Below are 15,186 nucleotides of genomic sequence, written 5' to 3'. Positions count from 1 at the left end.
ATAAACCATTCAGTGAATATTGTTTTTAAATGATTAATATAATATTTTTCTTCATTAGGTTGTTCGGGTTAAGAATAATATTAACGGCGCTAACGCTTCAATTGTTCATTTTTCTGTTTCTTGAAAAAGTGTAGTGAATCACCCCACTCTCCCAGTCCTGTTTCTCTTCCTGTAAAGGCTATGCGCATTTGGAGACAAGAGAGGCAGTCGTCGGCTGATTCATCAATACAAGGTTTATTGTTATACAGTTGATAGTTTTTGCGTTCTGCGGCAGGCGTTATATTGGGCATGATGATGTTGGCTCCACATTTTATGGCTTTTTCTCTTCCCATGGGATCAATGGCCTGCAAGGCTGTAGACGCTGCAATGTTTATATCGGGCATCATTAACCGAAGCGTGGCTATCATGTTCAGCGTCATTTTCAGTCTCTCTTCCTGTGTGTAAGGCGACTGATGTGATTTGGCCAATGGTGTATCCTCGTGTTCAATGTATGGTCCCATGCCAACCATGTCTATGTCAAATTCTTTTAAAAACAGGAGATCATTTGCCAAATCGCTGATGGTTTGACCGGGAAGTCCAACCATGACTCCTGAACCGGTTTGATATCCAACTTCTTGAAGGGCTTTAAGGGCTTCCAATCTGCGTTCAAAACTGTGCAACTCGTTTTCAGGATGTAGCTTTTGGTAAAGGTCCTTGCTGGTAGTTTCTACGCGTAATAAGTAGCGATGTGCTCCGCTGTTGAACCACTTTTGATAGGTCTCTTTGGTCTGTTCTCCCAAACTAAGTGTGATTCCAATCTTGTTGTCCGAAATCTCCTTTATTCTTTTTATCAGTTTGTCGATGCGATCAATAAATTCGTCGTCAAATCGTTCGCCTGATTGCAACACCACAGATCCATACCGGTTTTCGAAAGCATATCTGGCTGCCTGAATGATGGCCTCATCATCCAGATTGTATCGGGGTACTTTTGTGTTGCTTTTCCTGATTCCACAGTAAAAACAATCTTTTATACATATGTTCGATAACTCAATCAGACCTCTAAACCAAACTTTAGAGCCTCTTATTTCAATGGTTTTTTGTCCGGCCATTTCACGTAAAGCTTTGCTGTTGTCTCCGGAGCAACCTATTAAAAAGGCTATCTCTTCACCTGACAGACTCTTTTTAAAATCAATTTGGTTTATGTTGGTTGTCACGCTCTTTTTTTTGTAAAAATATAAAAAAATAAGTGGGTATAACAGGGTTCAGGTAAAGGATCATGATAAAACTCAAATCAACAGTTCATTATTTTAGCGTAAATTTGTTTTGATGGAACTGTTTTAACCTGTTTTATTCATGAATTGTCGTTATGAGATGATTAAATACCAATAAATACGGACAACCGCAAAGAAAATTGATGAAGGTAATAATTGATTATTTTCAAGTCAATTTTATTGAGGACGTCAGTATTTAGCAGGTAGTTGATCATCGTAATAGATAATTTGTGAATAATACAGGTTAAGTGTGTGTGATTACATTTTTCCATCCAAAATCGAAAAATAGGAAATATGATAAATAAAGAATTATTTTCGCCTTCGGGGATTGTTGTTGTTGGTGGTTCTGAAAACATATCTAAGCCGGGAGGTAAAATTGTAAAGAATATTGTGGATGGAGGTTACACCGGGAATTTGTTTGTAATTAATCCCGGTCGTGATTTGGTGCAGGGTGTCTCTTCTTTTTCCAGTGCAAAAGAACTACCCTGTAATGTAGATCTTGCCATTCTTGCCATAACTGCCAATCAGTGTCCTGCTGTTGTAAGAGAGCTGGCGGAATTAAAAAACACGCGTGCTTTTATTGTTATATCAGCTGGTTTTAGCGAAGAGGGTGAAGAGGGTGCACTTCTGGAAAAAGAATTGCGCGATGCTGTTAATTCTGTTGGAGGAACTCTTATTGGACCCAACTGCATTGGTGTCATCACCCCCGTTTATAACGGGGTTTTTACTTCTCCTGTACCACGACTAAATCCGGCCGGGTGCGATTTTGTTTCCGGCTCCGGTGCTACAGCTGTTTTTATTCTTGAATCGGCACTTCCCAAGGGACTAACGTTTTCATCCATTATTACAGTAGGTAACAGCGCTCAGACCGGCATCGAAGAGGTGCTCGAATACTGGGATGAATCCTTTGATGCATCAACAAGTTCAAAGATCAAACTAATTTATGTAGAAAACATACAGAATCCAGATAAGCTATTAAAACACGCCACTTCTCTTATTAACAAGGGATGCCGGATTGCAGCCATTAAATCGGGGGTGACCGATGCCGGACAGCGTGCCACCTCATCGCACACAGGTGCGATGGCAAGTGCCGACTCTGCTGTAGAAGCTCTGTTTAGAAAAGCCGGTATTGTTCGATGTTTTGGCAGGGAGGAACTTACAACAGTGGCTTCTGTGTTTATGTACAACGAGTTAAAAGGTAAAAATCTGGTTATTATCACACAGGCAGGCGGGCCCGGTGTGATGCTTACCGATGCTTTATCTGATGGCGGTTTAAACATTCCCGCCATAGATGGTGCAGATCATGATCGTATTCTGAAAATGTTGAATCCCGGATCTTCTGCATCCAATCCCATCGATATTCTGGCAACTGGAACCGCCGAGCAACTTGGGAAAGTCATCGACTACTGTGACAATGAGATGAATGAAGTAGACGGGATGATCATTATCTTTGGAAGTACCGGGCTGACTACCGTTTATGATGCATTTGACATGATTCATGAAAAGATGCAAAATTGCCGGAAGCCTGTATTTCCCATATTGCCGTCAATCAGTAGTGCCAGGAGCGAAGTGGAAGAGTTCCTGTCAAAAGGTCATATCAATTTCCCTGATGAGGTGGTTTTAGGTAAGGCTCTGACTTCAGTTCACAACACCCCAAAACCTGCAGGTGAGCATGTCTTTATGGAAGGAATTGATATTCCTGAAATCCGAAGGATTGTTGAAACAGCTATGGATGGATTTCAGGAACCCGGGGTGGTAGGCCGTTTGCTTAAGGCTGCTGGCATTCCAATAGTGGAGGAGGGTGTTGCTGCTACACGGCGGGGTGCTTTGCGCATTGCCAGAAGAATAGGTTATCCGGTTGCACTCAAGGTCATTGGCCCGGTGCATAAGTCTGATGTTGGTGGCGTAACCCTTAACGTTAAAACCGAAGCACATTTAAATGCAGAGTATCGCCGAATGAGAAAGATTAAGGGCGTAAATGCGGTTTTGGTTCAGAAGATGCAATCGGGGATGGAGTTGTTTATTGGGGCAAAGTATGAACCCCGGTTTGGACACGTGGTTTTGTGCGGGTTGGGCGGCATTTTTGTAGAAGCTTTAGGAGATTTCTCTCATGGATTGGCACCTTTGACTTTTGATGAAGCAAGATCGATGATCCGAAGCCTGAAAAGTTATCCCATCATTCAGGGAACAAGGGGAACTGAAGGGGTAAATGAGGAGCTATTCTCGGAAATCATCGTCAGATTGTCAACTTTGTTGAGGTATGCTACTGAAATTAAAGAGATTGATCTTAATCCCCTGCTGGGTAATCAAGATTACATAAGGGTGGTTGATGCCAGGATTTTAATAGAAAAAACATGACATATGTTATAAAACATATTATTAAGATCTCTTGATAAGTGTTAATGTTTGTAATTTGCGTGCTTAATCTGCTAAAACTTAAAGTTATGATAATTAAGCAATTGTCCGTATTTCTTGAGAATAAATCCGGTCGTTTACACGAAGTTTTTGAAATTTTCGGAGAAAATAACATCAATGTTTCAGCCTGCAGTGTTGCCGATACATCAGAATTTGGAATTCTACGGATGATTGTTTCAGAGCCTGAAAAAGCCAGAGATGTTCTAAAGGAAAAACTTTTCTCGGTTAATATCAGCGAAGTCATTTCATTTGCAACACCCAATACTCCGGGTGCTTTGGCCAAAGCACTTCAGATTCTTTCCAAAGCCAATATCAGTATTGAATATTTATATGGATTTTCAGTTGGTGAGAAATCCTTTATCGCTCTTAGGAGCGATAATGTTGAGCAGGCCATTATGGAACTGCAGCGACACCAGATGGAACTGATTTCGGCCAGTGATCTGTATAAATTTTAATTCAAATCAAAACTTATTCATCAAACTAAACCTAAATGACAAATTCAATCTGGAACCGGCATTTCGAAACCATGCCGCGTGAGCAAATGAAGGTTGTTCAAAGCGAACGGCTGAGAGATGTGGTGGAACGTGTATATTACAATGTCCCCTATTACAGGGAAAAGATGCAGCAACAAGGACTTGGGCCTGAACATATACAATCTGTTGATGATTTAAAGCTTCTCCCTTTTACTACCAAAAACGATTTACGCGATAATTATCCCTTTGGATTGTTCGCTGTTCCCATGAGCGAAATCATCCGACTTCATGCTTCATCAGGTACAACCGGAAAGCCAACTGTGGTTGGCTATTCACGTCGCGATATTGGAGTCTGGAGTGAAGTGATGGCACGTACGTTGACGGGAGCTGGCGCAGGGAAAAACGATTTTATTCATATTTCCTACGGTTATGGATTGTTTACGGGTGGATTGGGTCTGCATTATGGTGGTGAAAAAATTGGTGCTTCAGTGATTCCTATTTCAGGAGGAAATACCAAAAGACAACTTCAACTCATGCGGGATTTTGGAAGTACCGTATTAGCCTGCACACCATCCTATGCATCGTATCTGGCAGAAGCTATTGAGGAAGGTGATATCAACAGAGATGATCTAAAACTGCGGGTAGGGGTGTTTGGTGCTGAACCATGGACTGAGAATATGCGCCGTGAAATAGAGAAAAAACTTAAAATTAAGGCCATTGATATTTATGGTTTAAGTGAAATAATTGGTCCCGGCGTATCTTTCGAGTGTCAGCACCAATGCGGCCTACATATTAATGAAGACCATTTTATTCCTGAAATCATTGATCCTGAAACACTGGAAGTTCTCCCGGAAGGGGAATTGGGAGAGTTGGTATTTTCTACTGTGACAAAAGAAGGTCTGCCAATTATAAGATACCGAACACGAGATCTGACTCGACTGAATTTTGAAACCTGTGCCTGTGGCAGAACCCTGGTCAGAATGAATAAGTGTACAGGACGAAGCGATGATATGTTGATTATTCGCGGAGTAAACCTGTTTCCATCACAAATTGAAAGTGTATTGCTTGAAATGGACGAAACAACTCCTCATTATCTTTTGGTGGTCGACAGACATAATAATCTGGACACTCTGGAACTGCATGTAGAAGTTGAAGATCGGTTTTACCAGGATAAAATCAGCGAACTACAGGCACTGCGCATGAAAATTCAAAATCATGTGGAGAGTGCCACAGGGCTATCTGTAACAGTTAAATTGGTTGAACCTAAGACCATTGAACGCAGTGAGGGCAAAGCCAAACGGGTGATTGATAAAAGAAAGTTGTTGTAGTTTAGAATGTTTATGGTTTATGGTTGGAGGGTGACAGGGTAGGATGGAAGCGCAGCGCAGCGTAGTCCCGCAAAGCGGGATGAAGCGTAGCGGAACCGGAGAAGAACCTGCTAATATCAATCCTCAGGAGAACATTAAATTATGCCGCCATAGGTGGCAAATGTTGATAGAACTGGATGTTTCATTGAGAAACGGCACGCTGTAGGTGTGCAACATATATACAGTTCAACGTTGGTGATTTTTTTTGGGTATTTTTTGTATTTATATGAAAGGGTGATAAGGGACATTCGGTCGCCTGTCGTCTGATAATATTTGTTTTGATATGAGTAATCCTTTTCCTCTTAGTCAAGAGGTTATATACAAATTCAGAGAAGAGTTAGGAATTAAGACCCTGGCTCATGCTTCCATTCGCCAGATTGTTTACCTGGTTAATAAATTGCAGGAAAAATATGGAGTGCAATTTATTCGCACTGAAATGGGAGTCCCTGGGTTGCCGGCACCATCCATAGGGGTTGATGCCGAAATTGAAGCATTGAAAAGTGGCGTAGCATCCATATATCCGCCTATTGAAGGCATTCCTGCATTGAAGCAGGAGTTGTCGAGGTTTGCCAAACTCTTTCTCAATATTGAGATATCTCCGGATGTTTGCATCCCAACAGTGGGAGCCATGCAGGCTTCAATGCTTCTGTTTCTGGTTGCCAACAGACGGGATGCGCTTAAGGATACCACTCTTTTTATTGATCCCGGTTTTCCTGTTCAAAAACGCCAGTTGGGCGTTTTGGGTATGAAATACGAAAGTTTTGATATTTATAACTATAGGGGTGATAAATTGAGGGATAAACTGGAGTCATATTTAAAAAAGGGAAACATCAGTACATTTCTCTATTCAAACCCCAACAATCCCGCGTGGATTTGTTTTACGGAAAATGAACTGAAAATCATAGGAGAACTGGCAAACAAGTACGATGTTGTCGTACTTGAGGATTTGGCATATTTTGGGATGGATTTTCGTGAAGACTTTGGTCGTCCCGGTGAGCCACCATATCAGCCAACAGTTGCCAACTATACCAAAAATTATGCGTTGATTTTTTCCAGTTCCAAAGTGTTCAGCTATGCTGGTCAGCGAACGGGCGCCATGCTCATATCGGATGATCTTTTTCATAAGCAATTTCCAAATCTTTCAGGTTGGTTTGTGTCTGATGTATTCGGACGGGCTGTTTTGCAGGAAGCCATGTACACAGCTTCAGCCGGTACGGCACATTCTTCCCAGGCAGGGTTTGCAGCCATGTTGAAAGCAGCCAACGATGGAACTTATGATTTTATTGGCAATGTGAGAGAATATGGAAAGAGAGCCACAACCATGAAGCGGTTGTTTCTGGCGAATGGGTTTAAAATTGTTTACGATCATGATGAGGAGAAGGAATTGGCCGACGGATTTTATTTTACCATTTGCTATCCCGGGATGACAGGCGAGGAGCTCCTTGGAGAGCTGTTACGATTTGGAATTAGTGCAATAACTCTTGATACAACAGGAAGTTCCAGAACTGAGGGTTTAAGAATCTGTGTTTCGCAAACATCATCGGATCGTTTTGCTGATATGGAGGATCGTTTGAAGTTGTTTCAAGCAGTTCATGATAAGTAATTAGAATGTTTACAAATTAGGTACGTAACTCACTGTTTTATTTGTAGATTATAAACCGTCACCGGTTTATAAAGCTTCTTTTAGAAGCAATCTAAAATGAAGAAATGTGGTGAAATCAGGGATTATGATTAAATTCGTAATCAATTCAAATATTAATAAAATATTTTATGGCAAAAGTTAGAGGTGCAATTGTGGTGGATACAGTAACCTGCAAAGGTTGCTCTCTTTGTGTAGAGTCTTGTCCCACCGATGTTATCCGTCTGGCTGCGGAAGTAAACGCGAAAGGATACAATTACGCTTATATGGAAAATCCGGAAGCTTGTATCGGATGCGCCAATTGTGCGATGGTTTGTCCCGATAGTTGTATCACTGTTTATAAAGTTAAAGTTGCTGAAGCTGTCTGACAGTTAACTCATCGCAACAAAATAAATCAGGTAACGAATTCATAACAATGAGCGAATTAAGGTTAATGAAGGGAAATGAGGCCATTGCCGAAGCTGCCATACGATATGGTGTCGACGGGTATTTTGGCTATCCCATAACACCTCAGTCCGAAGTGATGGAAACTTTAATGGAACTACGTCCCTGGGAAACAACAGGCATGGTGGTTTTACAGGCTGAGAGTGAAATTGCGTCCATAAATATGATGTATGGCGGAGCAGGATGCGGTAAAAAAGTGATGACATCTTCATCCAGTCCCGGAATCAGCTTAATGCAGGAGGGATTGTCTTATCTAGCTGGAGCCGAATTACCCTGCGTTGTTGTAAATGTGGTTCGTGGAGGACCAGGTTTGGGAACCATTCAGCCTGCTCAGTCTGATTATTCTCAGGCGGTTAACGGAGGCGGACACGGAGATTACAATTTAATTGTTCTTGCTCCTTCATCTGTACAGGAGATGGCCGATTTTGTTGAGCTGGCCTTTGAACTGGCTTTTAAATACCGCAATCCGGCCTTAATTTTAAGTGATGGCATGATAGGCCAAATGATGGAGAAGGTTGAGTTAAAAGCTCAAAAAGACCGCATGTCCGATCAGGAATTGGCAGAAAAATATCCCTGGGCAACAACAGGCAAACCATCTTCACGAGAGAGAAACATCATAACATCTGTAGAGCTTGATCCATACGCTTTTGAAAGATTTAACCACAAAGTTCAGGCAAAATATAAGCAGATGCACAAGGAAGATGTTCGTTTTGAGCAGTTTCAGTGCGAAGATGCAGAGTACTTATTGGTGGCCTACGGCTCCAGTGCTCGCATATGTCAGAAATCTGTACAGTTGTTGAGAGAAAAGGGCATCAAAGCTGGACTGTTACGTCCCATCACTCTGTTCCCGTTTCCGGGAGTTGAACTGGATAAACTGGCAGGTCAGGTTAAAGGAATGCTGGCCGTGGAACTGAGTGCCGGACAATTGGTGCGTGATGTACGATTGGCTGTAAACGGGAAAGTACCGGTTGAGCATTTTGGCCGTATGGGCGGTGTTATTCATTCACCCGAAGAGGTGGTTGAAGCTTTGGAAAAAAACTTTTTAAAAGGTTGATTATGGCGTTGGAAGTTAAAGATATTATTAAACCGGAAAACTTGGTTTACGCAAAAACCAAGCTCCTCACCGAACGGATGATGCATTACTGTCCCGGCTGTACTCACGGGGTAGTTAATAAACTTATAGCCGAAGTAATAGATGAATTGAACATCCAGGAAGACACCATTGGAGTTACTCCGGTTGGTTGTTCCGTACTTTTATATAATTATATTGAAATTGACTGGCATGAGGCTGCTCACGGTCGAGCCCCTGCCGTTGGCACCGGCATAAAGCGCCTGCGTCCCGATAAGTACGTTTTTACATACCAGGGCGATGGTGATTTGGCTGCCATTGGTACAGCAGAGACCATTCACGCTTGTAACAGGGGTGAAAACATCCTGATGGTTTTCATTAACAATGGAATTTACGGTATGACCGGAGGCCAAATGGCGCCTACAACTCTTGAAGGAATGAAGGCATCAACATGTCCTTTTGGAAGGGATGTGGAGCACGATGGAAGACCTCTGAATATGACCAGTATTGTAGCTACTTTACCGGGCACATGTTATGTTACCCGTCAGGCAGCGCATACGGCTCCAGCAGTCCGAAAACTGAAAAAATCTTTGCGAAAAGCTTTTGAAAATCAGAAAAATAAAAAGGGAACATCATTCATCGAGGTGGTAGGTACCTGTAGCTCCGGATGGAAAATGAATCCCGTTCAATCCAATAAATGGATGGAGGCCAATATGTTTCCAATTTATCCGTTGGGCGATATTAAAGATGTATAATCAGGTGTAAAGTTCCCATTCTTTTTAATAGAGAAGAGAATTTGCCTTGGGTTTATTAAAATCATGAGATCATGAATGAAGAAATAATTATAGCCGGATTTGGAGGTCAGGGAGTCCTGTCAATGGGTAAAATTCTGGCATATTCCGGCGTTATGCAAGGTATGGAAGTTTCATGGATGCCATCATATGGGCCAGAGATGCGGGGCGGTACAGCCAACGTTACTGTGATTCTGAGCGATAACCGAATCAGTTCCCCCATTTTGCGTAAATATGACACCGCCATCATTCTTAACCAGCAGTCAATGGATAAGTTTGAGCAGACGGTTAAACCGGGTGGTTTATTGGTATACGATGGAAATGGAATCACACGTCATCCCGAGCGCGATGACATCAATATCTACAGGGTTGATGCAGCAGAGGAGGCATCTAAAATGCAAAGTGCAAAAACTTTTAACATGATTGTGTTAGGAGGATATTTGAAAATCAATCCGGTGGTTACGATGGAGAATGTCATGAACGGCCTAAAGAAATCACTTCCTGAGCGTCATCACCATCTTTTACCGCTAAATGAAGCAGCCATAAAACGTGGTACTGAAATAGTGAAGGAGATAGCAACAGTTTAGAATAAAAACATAAAAACTTAATTAAACAGCGACCTGAGAGTCGCTGTTTTTATATTGATTTGCTATATCCACTGAAGAATCTGTCAAATTTTTCTCCCAGTTCCTCTTCAAATTTATTCATTGCACGCTTTCCCGTGCAATGACCTGTAATCAGCAAGGTATCAGGATATGTTGAATGAAGGACATTGATCATGGTTGAAAGTTCCTCCTCATTTTCATATAATGCGGAATTGCTGTCGATGAGGTGAGTGCCACCGATAAAGAGCGCAATGGTTTTGTTTTTCCAGTAACTTGAGACTGCATTAATTGTGTTGAGCAATCCGTTATGGGTACAAGCTGAAAAAACCAAAACCTGATGATTCTGTTTTAATGTCAGCGCAATTTCGTGGTTGAAATTATCAGGAATAAGTCGGTTATTGATCTCTGTTAACAGATGACGGTTTCCTTTTGGTAAAGGATATATCTGGTTAAAACTGTTAATCAATGCAATGTTTTCGTTGATTAATCCATTTTGACCTATGAATTCAAACCTGTTTTTGAACTTGTTAAACAACGAATGATCGGTGGAGATGTCCTTTGGATCGCTCAATTTGGTTGAGTAGAATGACTGATTTTTAATTCTTTCGGAAAGAAATACAACAGCTTTTTTATTGATCTCCAGAAACGCTCCCAAACCTCCGGTGTGGTCGCGATGTCCGTGCGACAGAACCAGGTAATCCACATCCCTGATGTCAATCCCCAATTTTTTCGCATTAGCTATAAAGGCATCGGAGTTTCCGGTGTCGTATAGAATTTTTGTTTTTCCAGACTCAATAAAGATGCTCAAACCATGTTCAGTCAGAAGGTCTGTTTCAGGGTTTGGGTTGTTGTCGATGAGAATGGTGAACCTCATGTCTTAATAATTTATGCTTTCGGTAAGCATAAATTTACTGATTTAAGCATAGATGGTCAAAATTTATTATTGATTTAAAGTCATCAAATACTAATTAGTCCATTGGACTTTTACTAAAAAATCAGTGTCCATCTCACATAAGGAATGGGGAAGGGAAATAGGCTCAACTGCTTTAAGTTGCGCTGTGCAGAACCCGGTTCGGAGTTTGAATCGGATGCAAAGTATAGGAGGAAAGGGTTTTGACGACCATAAAGATTAATCACACCCAGACTCCATATTCTTTCGGTTCGGTCTCTCTGTTTGGAGAAATTGAAACCTACATCCATTCTGTGAAAAGGGGGCATTCTGTATTGATTTAGAGAAACGGCATCTTCTGAAAAACCACTGCCTGGCGATTCATCCAAAAATGGAAAATCGGGTGCAAAGTATTTCTCCGAAGGGAGGGTAATGGGGGTTCCACTACCAAATTGCCAATTCAGGTTGCCATCAATTCGTTCATTAAACTGATATTTTAGGTTCAGGTTGATGTCATGTCGACGGTCAAATCTGGCAGGGAAGGATCTGCCATTGTTGATCTCTGAAAACTGGTTTGTGGTTTTTGCCAAAGTATAACTTAACCATCCGGTGAAATCACCGTTGTTTTTTCGCAGAATCATCTCCAGACCGTAGGACTCTCCATCTCCTCCAGTAAGCTTATCTTCCCATTCGGTGCTGTAATCGAAAAATCCGGTGCTTTCTTTGTAATGTAGGAGGTTTTTCATTTGTTTGTAGTAAATATCGGCCGATATGGAGTAGTTCTGATTAAAACCTGACTTCCAGTCGGTACCCAGCGAAGCCTGTCTGCTATACATTGGGGGAATGGTTTCGGTAACCGGCAGCCATAAATCGGTTGGCAGCGCCACATTGGAAGAACTTACCAAATGAATAAACTGCGACATGTGAGAATACGCGGTGCGCATGTTCCACATGGGCGACAATTCGTAATTTAATGATATTCTGGGTTCCAGTGAGTGATAAAACTTATCGTCTCCATTAAAAAGCACATATCTTGCACCTGCATTTACTCTGAGTTTACGCATCAGCGTAAACTCGTCTTCCAGATAAAAATGGTATTCACCTCCGGTGAGTCTGATATCTCCTAAAGTTGTATCCATCGACTGAGAAGTACCCGGACTTCGTTGAACCACATCCACACCCGGGTTGAATTCATGCTGGATGGCATTCAATCCAAATTTCACCTGATGGTTGTTTGCAGGGTAGTAGTCGAAATCGACCTTAACACTGTAATCTCTTATTCCGCTGATATATCTTTGCTCGTAACTATCCCAATTATTGTTGATTTCATGATTACGTTGTACACCTATAAAAAAACGGTAATCTGAAAAAGTGGCTGTAAGGTTTCCAAACAGTCGTTGATTGAACACGTGGTTCCATCTCAATGCAGTTACTACGTTTCCCCAACCGGCATTGTTTTCGTCGTTTATGGTGGTTCTCAACTGTTCACCATTAGGTGAACCATTGTTTAAGGTAAGGTCAACAAAATTATATGTTGTCATATATTTATCACGTCCCCAATAAGCACTGAGGTAAAGGCGGTTTTTATCGTTTATAATGTGATTGTATTTGGCGTTTAGATCGAAAAAATAGTAGTTGGTGGTTTCTTCCTGTCCACGCTGAGCCAACGCGGCAATGGCATCCATATAGGTTCTTCTGAATGAGATGGCAAACCCCGACCGGTCTTTTTGAACCGGTCCATTGAGGGAAACGCCTGAAGATAACAGTCCAACATTGATATTCCCTCCAACCCTTTCATTGTTTCCTTCCAGCATTCTGATGTCTATTACCGACGATATTCTTCCGCCATAGCGAGCCGGAAAACCACTTTTAAGTACAGAAACGTGTTTAACGGCATCGGCGTTAAACACTGAGAAAAAACCAAGCAGATGTCCTATGTTGTATATGGGAACATCATCCAGCAATATTAAATTTTGATCGGGACCTCCACCTCTCACGTACAAGCCACTGAAACCTTCACTTCCACCCTGAATGCCTGGAAGCATTTGAATGTTCTTAACAATATCGGTTTCTCCTAAAAGAGCAGGCGTTTGTTTTATTTCGTGAATAGGAATCAGAATGTTTCCCATTCTGGATGCGTTTAACTGTGCGTAGGATAGTTGTCCAACCACATCAATTTCTCCAAGCAGGAGGTGGGGTTGAAGATTAAAAACAATGACTGTGTCATTGTTTAGCTCCAGGGTTTTTGATTCTGTTTGGTAACCAACGTACGATGCATTCAGGGTATGTTTCCCCGGAATTAGAGTGATGCTGAAAAAACCATAATTATTACTGACAGTTCCCTTGAAATCAGTGGGAGTATATATGTTGGCTGCCGGTAACGTTTCCATGCTTCCGGCTTCTCGGACAAAGCCGCTGATGGTATGTTTTATCTCTCTCTTTGGCGGAGGTGTCAGAATCAGCCTGTTTGAACGAATTGTATAGGAGAACTGAACGTCCTTAAACAGATGGCTGACGTGCTGAAGCAGTGTTTTTTCCTGGCTGGAAAGCTGGCTGCGCTCAGGAATTGGTAGTCGTGAACTGTAGCTGATGACCCATCCCGAATTCTCTTCCAGTATCCGAATCAGGTCGGGAGTGCTGCCGCTGACAGGTTCTATTTGAATACGGGGGGTAACATCGGTTTGTGCCAATAAAAATTGCGAGGTTGTTCCGGATAAGAGAACAACCCCGTATATGATTCGAGTGATTATTTGAATTAATAAGAGCCTGGAAGGGATCATTTAAATAAGCATTGAATGATCCCATAAAATTAATCAGAGATTACTAAAACTCCGTTATGAAGTGCAAACTTTTTTTGAAAATGTAATGATAATTCTTCAGTTATGTCTTGAAGAGACTGCTCCTGAAAACGGGTGGTTACTTTAATATTTGTGGTATCTTTTATGCTGAATCTTTCTATTTCCGGGAAATGATCTTTAAGAGTTTTTGCTATTTCGTAAAGAGTGGCATTATCAAATTCCAGTGACCCGGTTTTCCAACTCAGGAAATTATTATCAGATATGAGCGATTTTTGAATCAGCCTTTGTCCGGCCAAGGCTCTTTCTCCCTGCTTTACATCAAGACTGCCGGTTGGATTGTATATGGTTACACCTCCTTTGGTGACATTGAGCTCAACAACGCCGTTTTCGTGGGTTGCATCCAGGTGAAATGCGGTACCGGTTACATGAACCTGTACGATTCCGGTCTCAACTTTAAATGGGCGGTCTTTGTCCGGTTGGATTTCAAAGTAGCCTTCACCGGTCAGTGCCACGGTTCTTTGGTCAGGCTTAAATGAGTTCAGAAACTTAAGGGAAGAGTTTCTGTTAAGAAACACGATGCTTTGATCGGGCAATACTATCGAGTCGGACGATGCTCCTGTTTCAAATACAACCCATCTTCCATATCCGGGTACATTCCAGTACACCCATAATCCTGCGGATACTGATATCACCAATGTAATTACAGCGGCAACTCTTATGAAAAACGAAAGAGCTCCCGATTTCTTTTTTGCGAAACCAATACGCTGGCGGATGGCTTGCCAATCTTGTTCGGGATTGAAACAGGGTTTTGCAGCCTGCTCCCAAACAAACCGGGTTTCGTTAAAAAGCTGAATAAATTCCCGGTCATTTTCTAGCAAGGATTCAATTGTGATCATCTCTTCGGGTGACGCATCACCACATAGGTATCTCACAATCAACTCTTCCTGGTTGTTGATATTAGAAGTCATATGATTATTATACAATTTGTTCCGGTTTAGGTATTACTTAATGCCAATGTTATTAACGAAACTGAATGACATTGAATAAATTTGGTGTTTCGGGTACAGGTTCCTGCAATGATTTTTCCGAAGCATTGGCTGCTTTGGATACCGTTGCTTCATGCTCTGCTGTTTGCATTGTTTTAGCTGTCTCTTCGGCTTGAGCCGTTCCAAACATGTCTGCTATTAGTTGCAACAAAAATTCCATCTCTCTTGGGTTTTAATGGTTACAATTATTTGGTTTTTCTATTGATTAAGGCCTGATCAAACAAAATGATTTTGGCTTATAGACGGATAACGTCCATAAATGCTTAATCACTCATATGACAAACGAGCCTCCTCATACACGTATAAAAAATGTTATTTTTTTATTTATTGAATAGAAGTTGAATGATATTCGTGTTTAGAACAAGATGTACCGGGCTCTTTAAAAAATAGGATGTAACAC

The 15,186-nt window shown here is 41.6% G+C and carries 14 protein-coding genes; 9 read left to right on the top strand and 5 right to left on the bottom strand.

What is annotated here, in order from left to right; all coding sequences use genetic code 11:
* Positions 1 to 89 precede the first annotated feature (89 nt).
* The gene (gene hydE / locus EV194_RS12210; protein WP_243699406.1) at positions 90 to 1,193 is read right to left on the bottom strand and encodes a [FeFe] hydrogenase H-cluster radical SAM maturase HydE; all 1,104 of its coding nucleotides are present in this window, start codon (positions 1,191 to 1,193) and stop codon (positions 90 to 92) included.
* Positions 1,194 to 1,544: 351 nt separating this feature from the next.
* Here hydE and EV194_RS12205 point away from each other — a divergent pair, with 351 nt between their 5' ends.
* The 9 genes from EV194_RS12205 to EV194_RS12170 all read left to right on the top strand — a co-directional run bounded on the left by EV194_RS12205 (position 1,545) and on the right by EV194_RS12170 (position 10,035).
* Positions 1,545 to 3,608: an acetate--CoA ligase family protein gene (locus EV194_RS12205; protein WP_132434320.1), complete on the top strand. Its 2,064-nt coding sequence runs from the start codon at positions 1,545 to 1,547 to the stop codon at positions 3,606 to 3,608.
* A gap of 86 nt (positions 3,609 to 3,694) precedes the next feature.
* The gene (locus tag EV194_RS12200) at positions 3,695 to 4,120 is read left to right on the top strand and encodes an ACT domain-containing protein (RefSeq protein ID WP_132434319.1); all 426 of its coding nucleotides are present in this window, start codon (positions 3,695 to 3,697) and stop codon (positions 4,118 to 4,120) included.
* A 35-nt stretch (positions 4,121 to 4,155) separates the two neighbouring features.
* Positions 4,156 to 5,466, top strand: a complete 1,311-nt coding sequence (locus tag EV194_RS12195; protein WP_132434318.1) for a phenylacetate--CoA ligase family protein — start codon at positions 4,156 to 4,158, stop codon at positions 5,464 to 5,466.
* Positions 5,467 to 5,545: 79 nt separating this feature from the next.
* Positions 5,546 to 5,671, top strand: coding sequence for a hypothetical protein (locus EV194_RS17160; RefSeq protein ID WP_262708670.1), 126 nt, complete (start codon positions 5,546 to 5,548; stop codon positions 5,669 to 5,671).
* 117 nt (positions 5,672 to 5,788) lie between these two features.
* On the top strand, positions 5,789 to 7,108 hold the full coding sequence (locus tag EV194_RS12190) for an aminotransferase class I/II-fold pyridoxal phosphate-dependent enzyme (protein WP_132434317.1): 1,320 nt from the start codon (positions 5,789 to 5,791) through the stop codon (positions 7,106 to 7,108).
* 167 nt (positions 7,109 to 7,275) lie between these two features.
* Positions 7,276 to 7,512 (top strand): 4Fe-4S dicluster domain-containing protein, encoded by a 237-nt coding sequence (locus EV194_RS12185; RefSeq protein ID WP_079557544.1) that lies wholly within the window; start codon positions 7,276 to 7,278, stop codon positions 7,510 to 7,512.
* A gap of 47 nt (positions 7,513 to 7,559) precedes the next feature.
* The gene (locus EV194_RS12180) at positions 7,560 to 8,642 is read left to right on the top strand and encodes a 3-methyl-2-oxobutanoate dehydrogenase subunit VorB (RefSeq protein WP_165921884.1); all 1,083 of its coding nucleotides are present in this window, start codon (positions 7,560 to 7,562) and stop codon (positions 8,640 to 8,642) included.
* A 2-nt stretch (positions 8,643 to 8,644) separates the two neighbouring features.
* Entirely contained in the window at positions 8,645 to 9,412 is a 768-nt protein-coding gene (locus EV194_RS12175) for a thiamine pyrophosphate-dependent enzyme (protein WP_132434316.1), read from the top strand.
* Positions 9,413 to 9,483: 71 nt separating this feature from the next.
* On the top strand, positions 9,484 to 10,035 hold the full coding sequence (locus EV194_RS12170) for a 2-oxoacid:acceptor oxidoreductase family protein (RefSeq protein WP_132434315.1): 552 nt from the start codon (positions 9,484 to 9,486) through the stop codon (positions 10,033 to 10,035).
* Positions 10,036 to 10,084: 49 nt separating this feature from the next.
* On the opposite strand, the gene EV194_RS12165 is transcribed toward EV194_RS12170, so the two are convergent.
* The 4 genes from EV194_RS12165 to EV194_RS12150 all read right to left on the bottom strand — a co-directional run bounded on the left by EV194_RS12165 (position 10,085) and on the right by EV194_RS12150 (position 14,946).
* Positions 10,085 to 10,927 carry an MBL fold metallo-hydrolase gene (locus EV194_RS12165; protein WP_132434314.1) on the bottom strand — a complete coding sequence of 281 codons (843 nt, stop codon included), beginning with the start codon at positions 10,925 to 10,927 and terminating at the stop codon, positions 10,085 to 10,087.
* 113 nt (positions 10,928 to 11,040) lie between these two features.
* Positions 11,041 to 13,722, bottom strand: a complete 2,682-nt coding sequence (locus tag EV194_RS12160) for a TonB-dependent receptor (RefSeq protein ID WP_132434313.1) — start codon at positions 13,720 to 13,722, stop codon at positions 11,041 to 11,043.
* Positions 13,723 to 13,751: 29 nt separating this feature from the next.
* Complete coding sequence (locus EV194_RS12155) at positions 13,752 to 14,723, bottom strand: FecR family protein (RefSeq protein WP_132434312.1); 972 nt, start codon at positions 14,721 to 14,723, stop codon at positions 13,752 to 13,754.
* A 37-nt stretch (positions 14,724 to 14,760) separates the two neighbouring features.
* The gene (locus tag EV194_RS12150) at positions 14,761 to 14,946 is read right to left on the bottom strand and encodes a hypothetical protein (protein ID WP_132434311.1); all 186 of its coding nucleotides are present in this window, start codon (positions 14,944 to 14,946) and stop codon (positions 14,761 to 14,763) included.
* Positions 14,947 to 15,186: the final 240 nt, after the last annotated feature.

Origin of the sequence: Natronoflexus pectinivorans, assembly GCF_004345615.1 — a bacterium.
Taxonomy (GTDB): domain Bacteria; phylum Bacteroidota; class Bacteroidia; order Bacteroidales; family Marinilabiliaceae; genus Natronoflexus; species Natronoflexus pectinivorans.
This window is presented reverse-complemented; position numbering and strand designations above follow the sequence as displayed.

Excerpts from the sequence above, each read along its gene's own strand:
- EV194_RS12205 (WP_132434320.1), top strand. The coding sequence starts at position 1,545 with ATGATAAATAAAGAATTATTTTCGCCTTCGGGGATTGTTGTTGTTGGT.
- EV194_RS12200 (WP_132434319.1), top strand. The coding sequence starts at position 3,695 with ATGATAATTAAGCAATTGTCCGTATTTCTTGAGAATAAATCCGGTCGT.
- EV194_RS12195 (WP_132434318.1), top strand. The coding sequence starts at position 4,156 with ATGACAAATTCAATCTGGAACCGGCATTTCGAAACCATGCCGCGTGAG.
- EV194_RS17160 (WP_262708670.1), top strand. The coding sequence starts at position 5,546 with ATGAAGCGTAGCGGAACCGGAGAAGAACCTGCTAATATCAATCCTCAG.
- EV194_RS12190 (WP_132434317.1), top strand. The coding sequence starts at position 5,789 with ATGAGTAATCCTTTTCCTCTTAGTCAAGAGGTTATATACAAATTCAGA.
- EV194_RS12185 (WP_079557544.1), top strand. The coding sequence starts at position 7,276 with ATGGCAAAAGTTAGAGGTGCAATTGTGGTGGATACAGTAACCTGCAAA.
- EV194_RS12180 (WP_165921884.1), top strand. The coding sequence starts at position 7,560 with ATGAGCGAATTAAGGTTAATGAAGGGAAATGAGGCCATTGCCGAAGCT.
- EV194_RS12175 (WP_132434316.1), top strand. The coding sequence starts at position 8,645 with ATGGCGTTGGAAGTTAAAGATATTATTAAACCGGAAAACTTGGTTTAC.
- EV194_RS12170 (WP_132434315.1), top strand. The coding sequence starts at position 9,484 with ATGAATGAAGAAATAATTATAGCCGGATTTGGAGGTCAGGGAGTCCTG.
- EV194_RS12165 (WP_132434314.1), bottom strand. The coding sequence starts at position 10,927 with ATGAGGTTCACCATTCTCATCGACAACAACCCAAACCCTGAAACAGAC.
- EV194_RS12160 (WP_132434313.1), bottom strand. The coding sequence starts at position 13,722 with ATGATCCCTTCCAGGCTCTTATTAATTCAAATAATCACTCGAATCATA.
- EV194_RS12150 (WP_132434311.1), bottom strand. The coding sequence starts at position 14,946 with ATGGAATTTTTGTTGCAACTAATAGCAGACATGTTTGGAACGGCTCAA.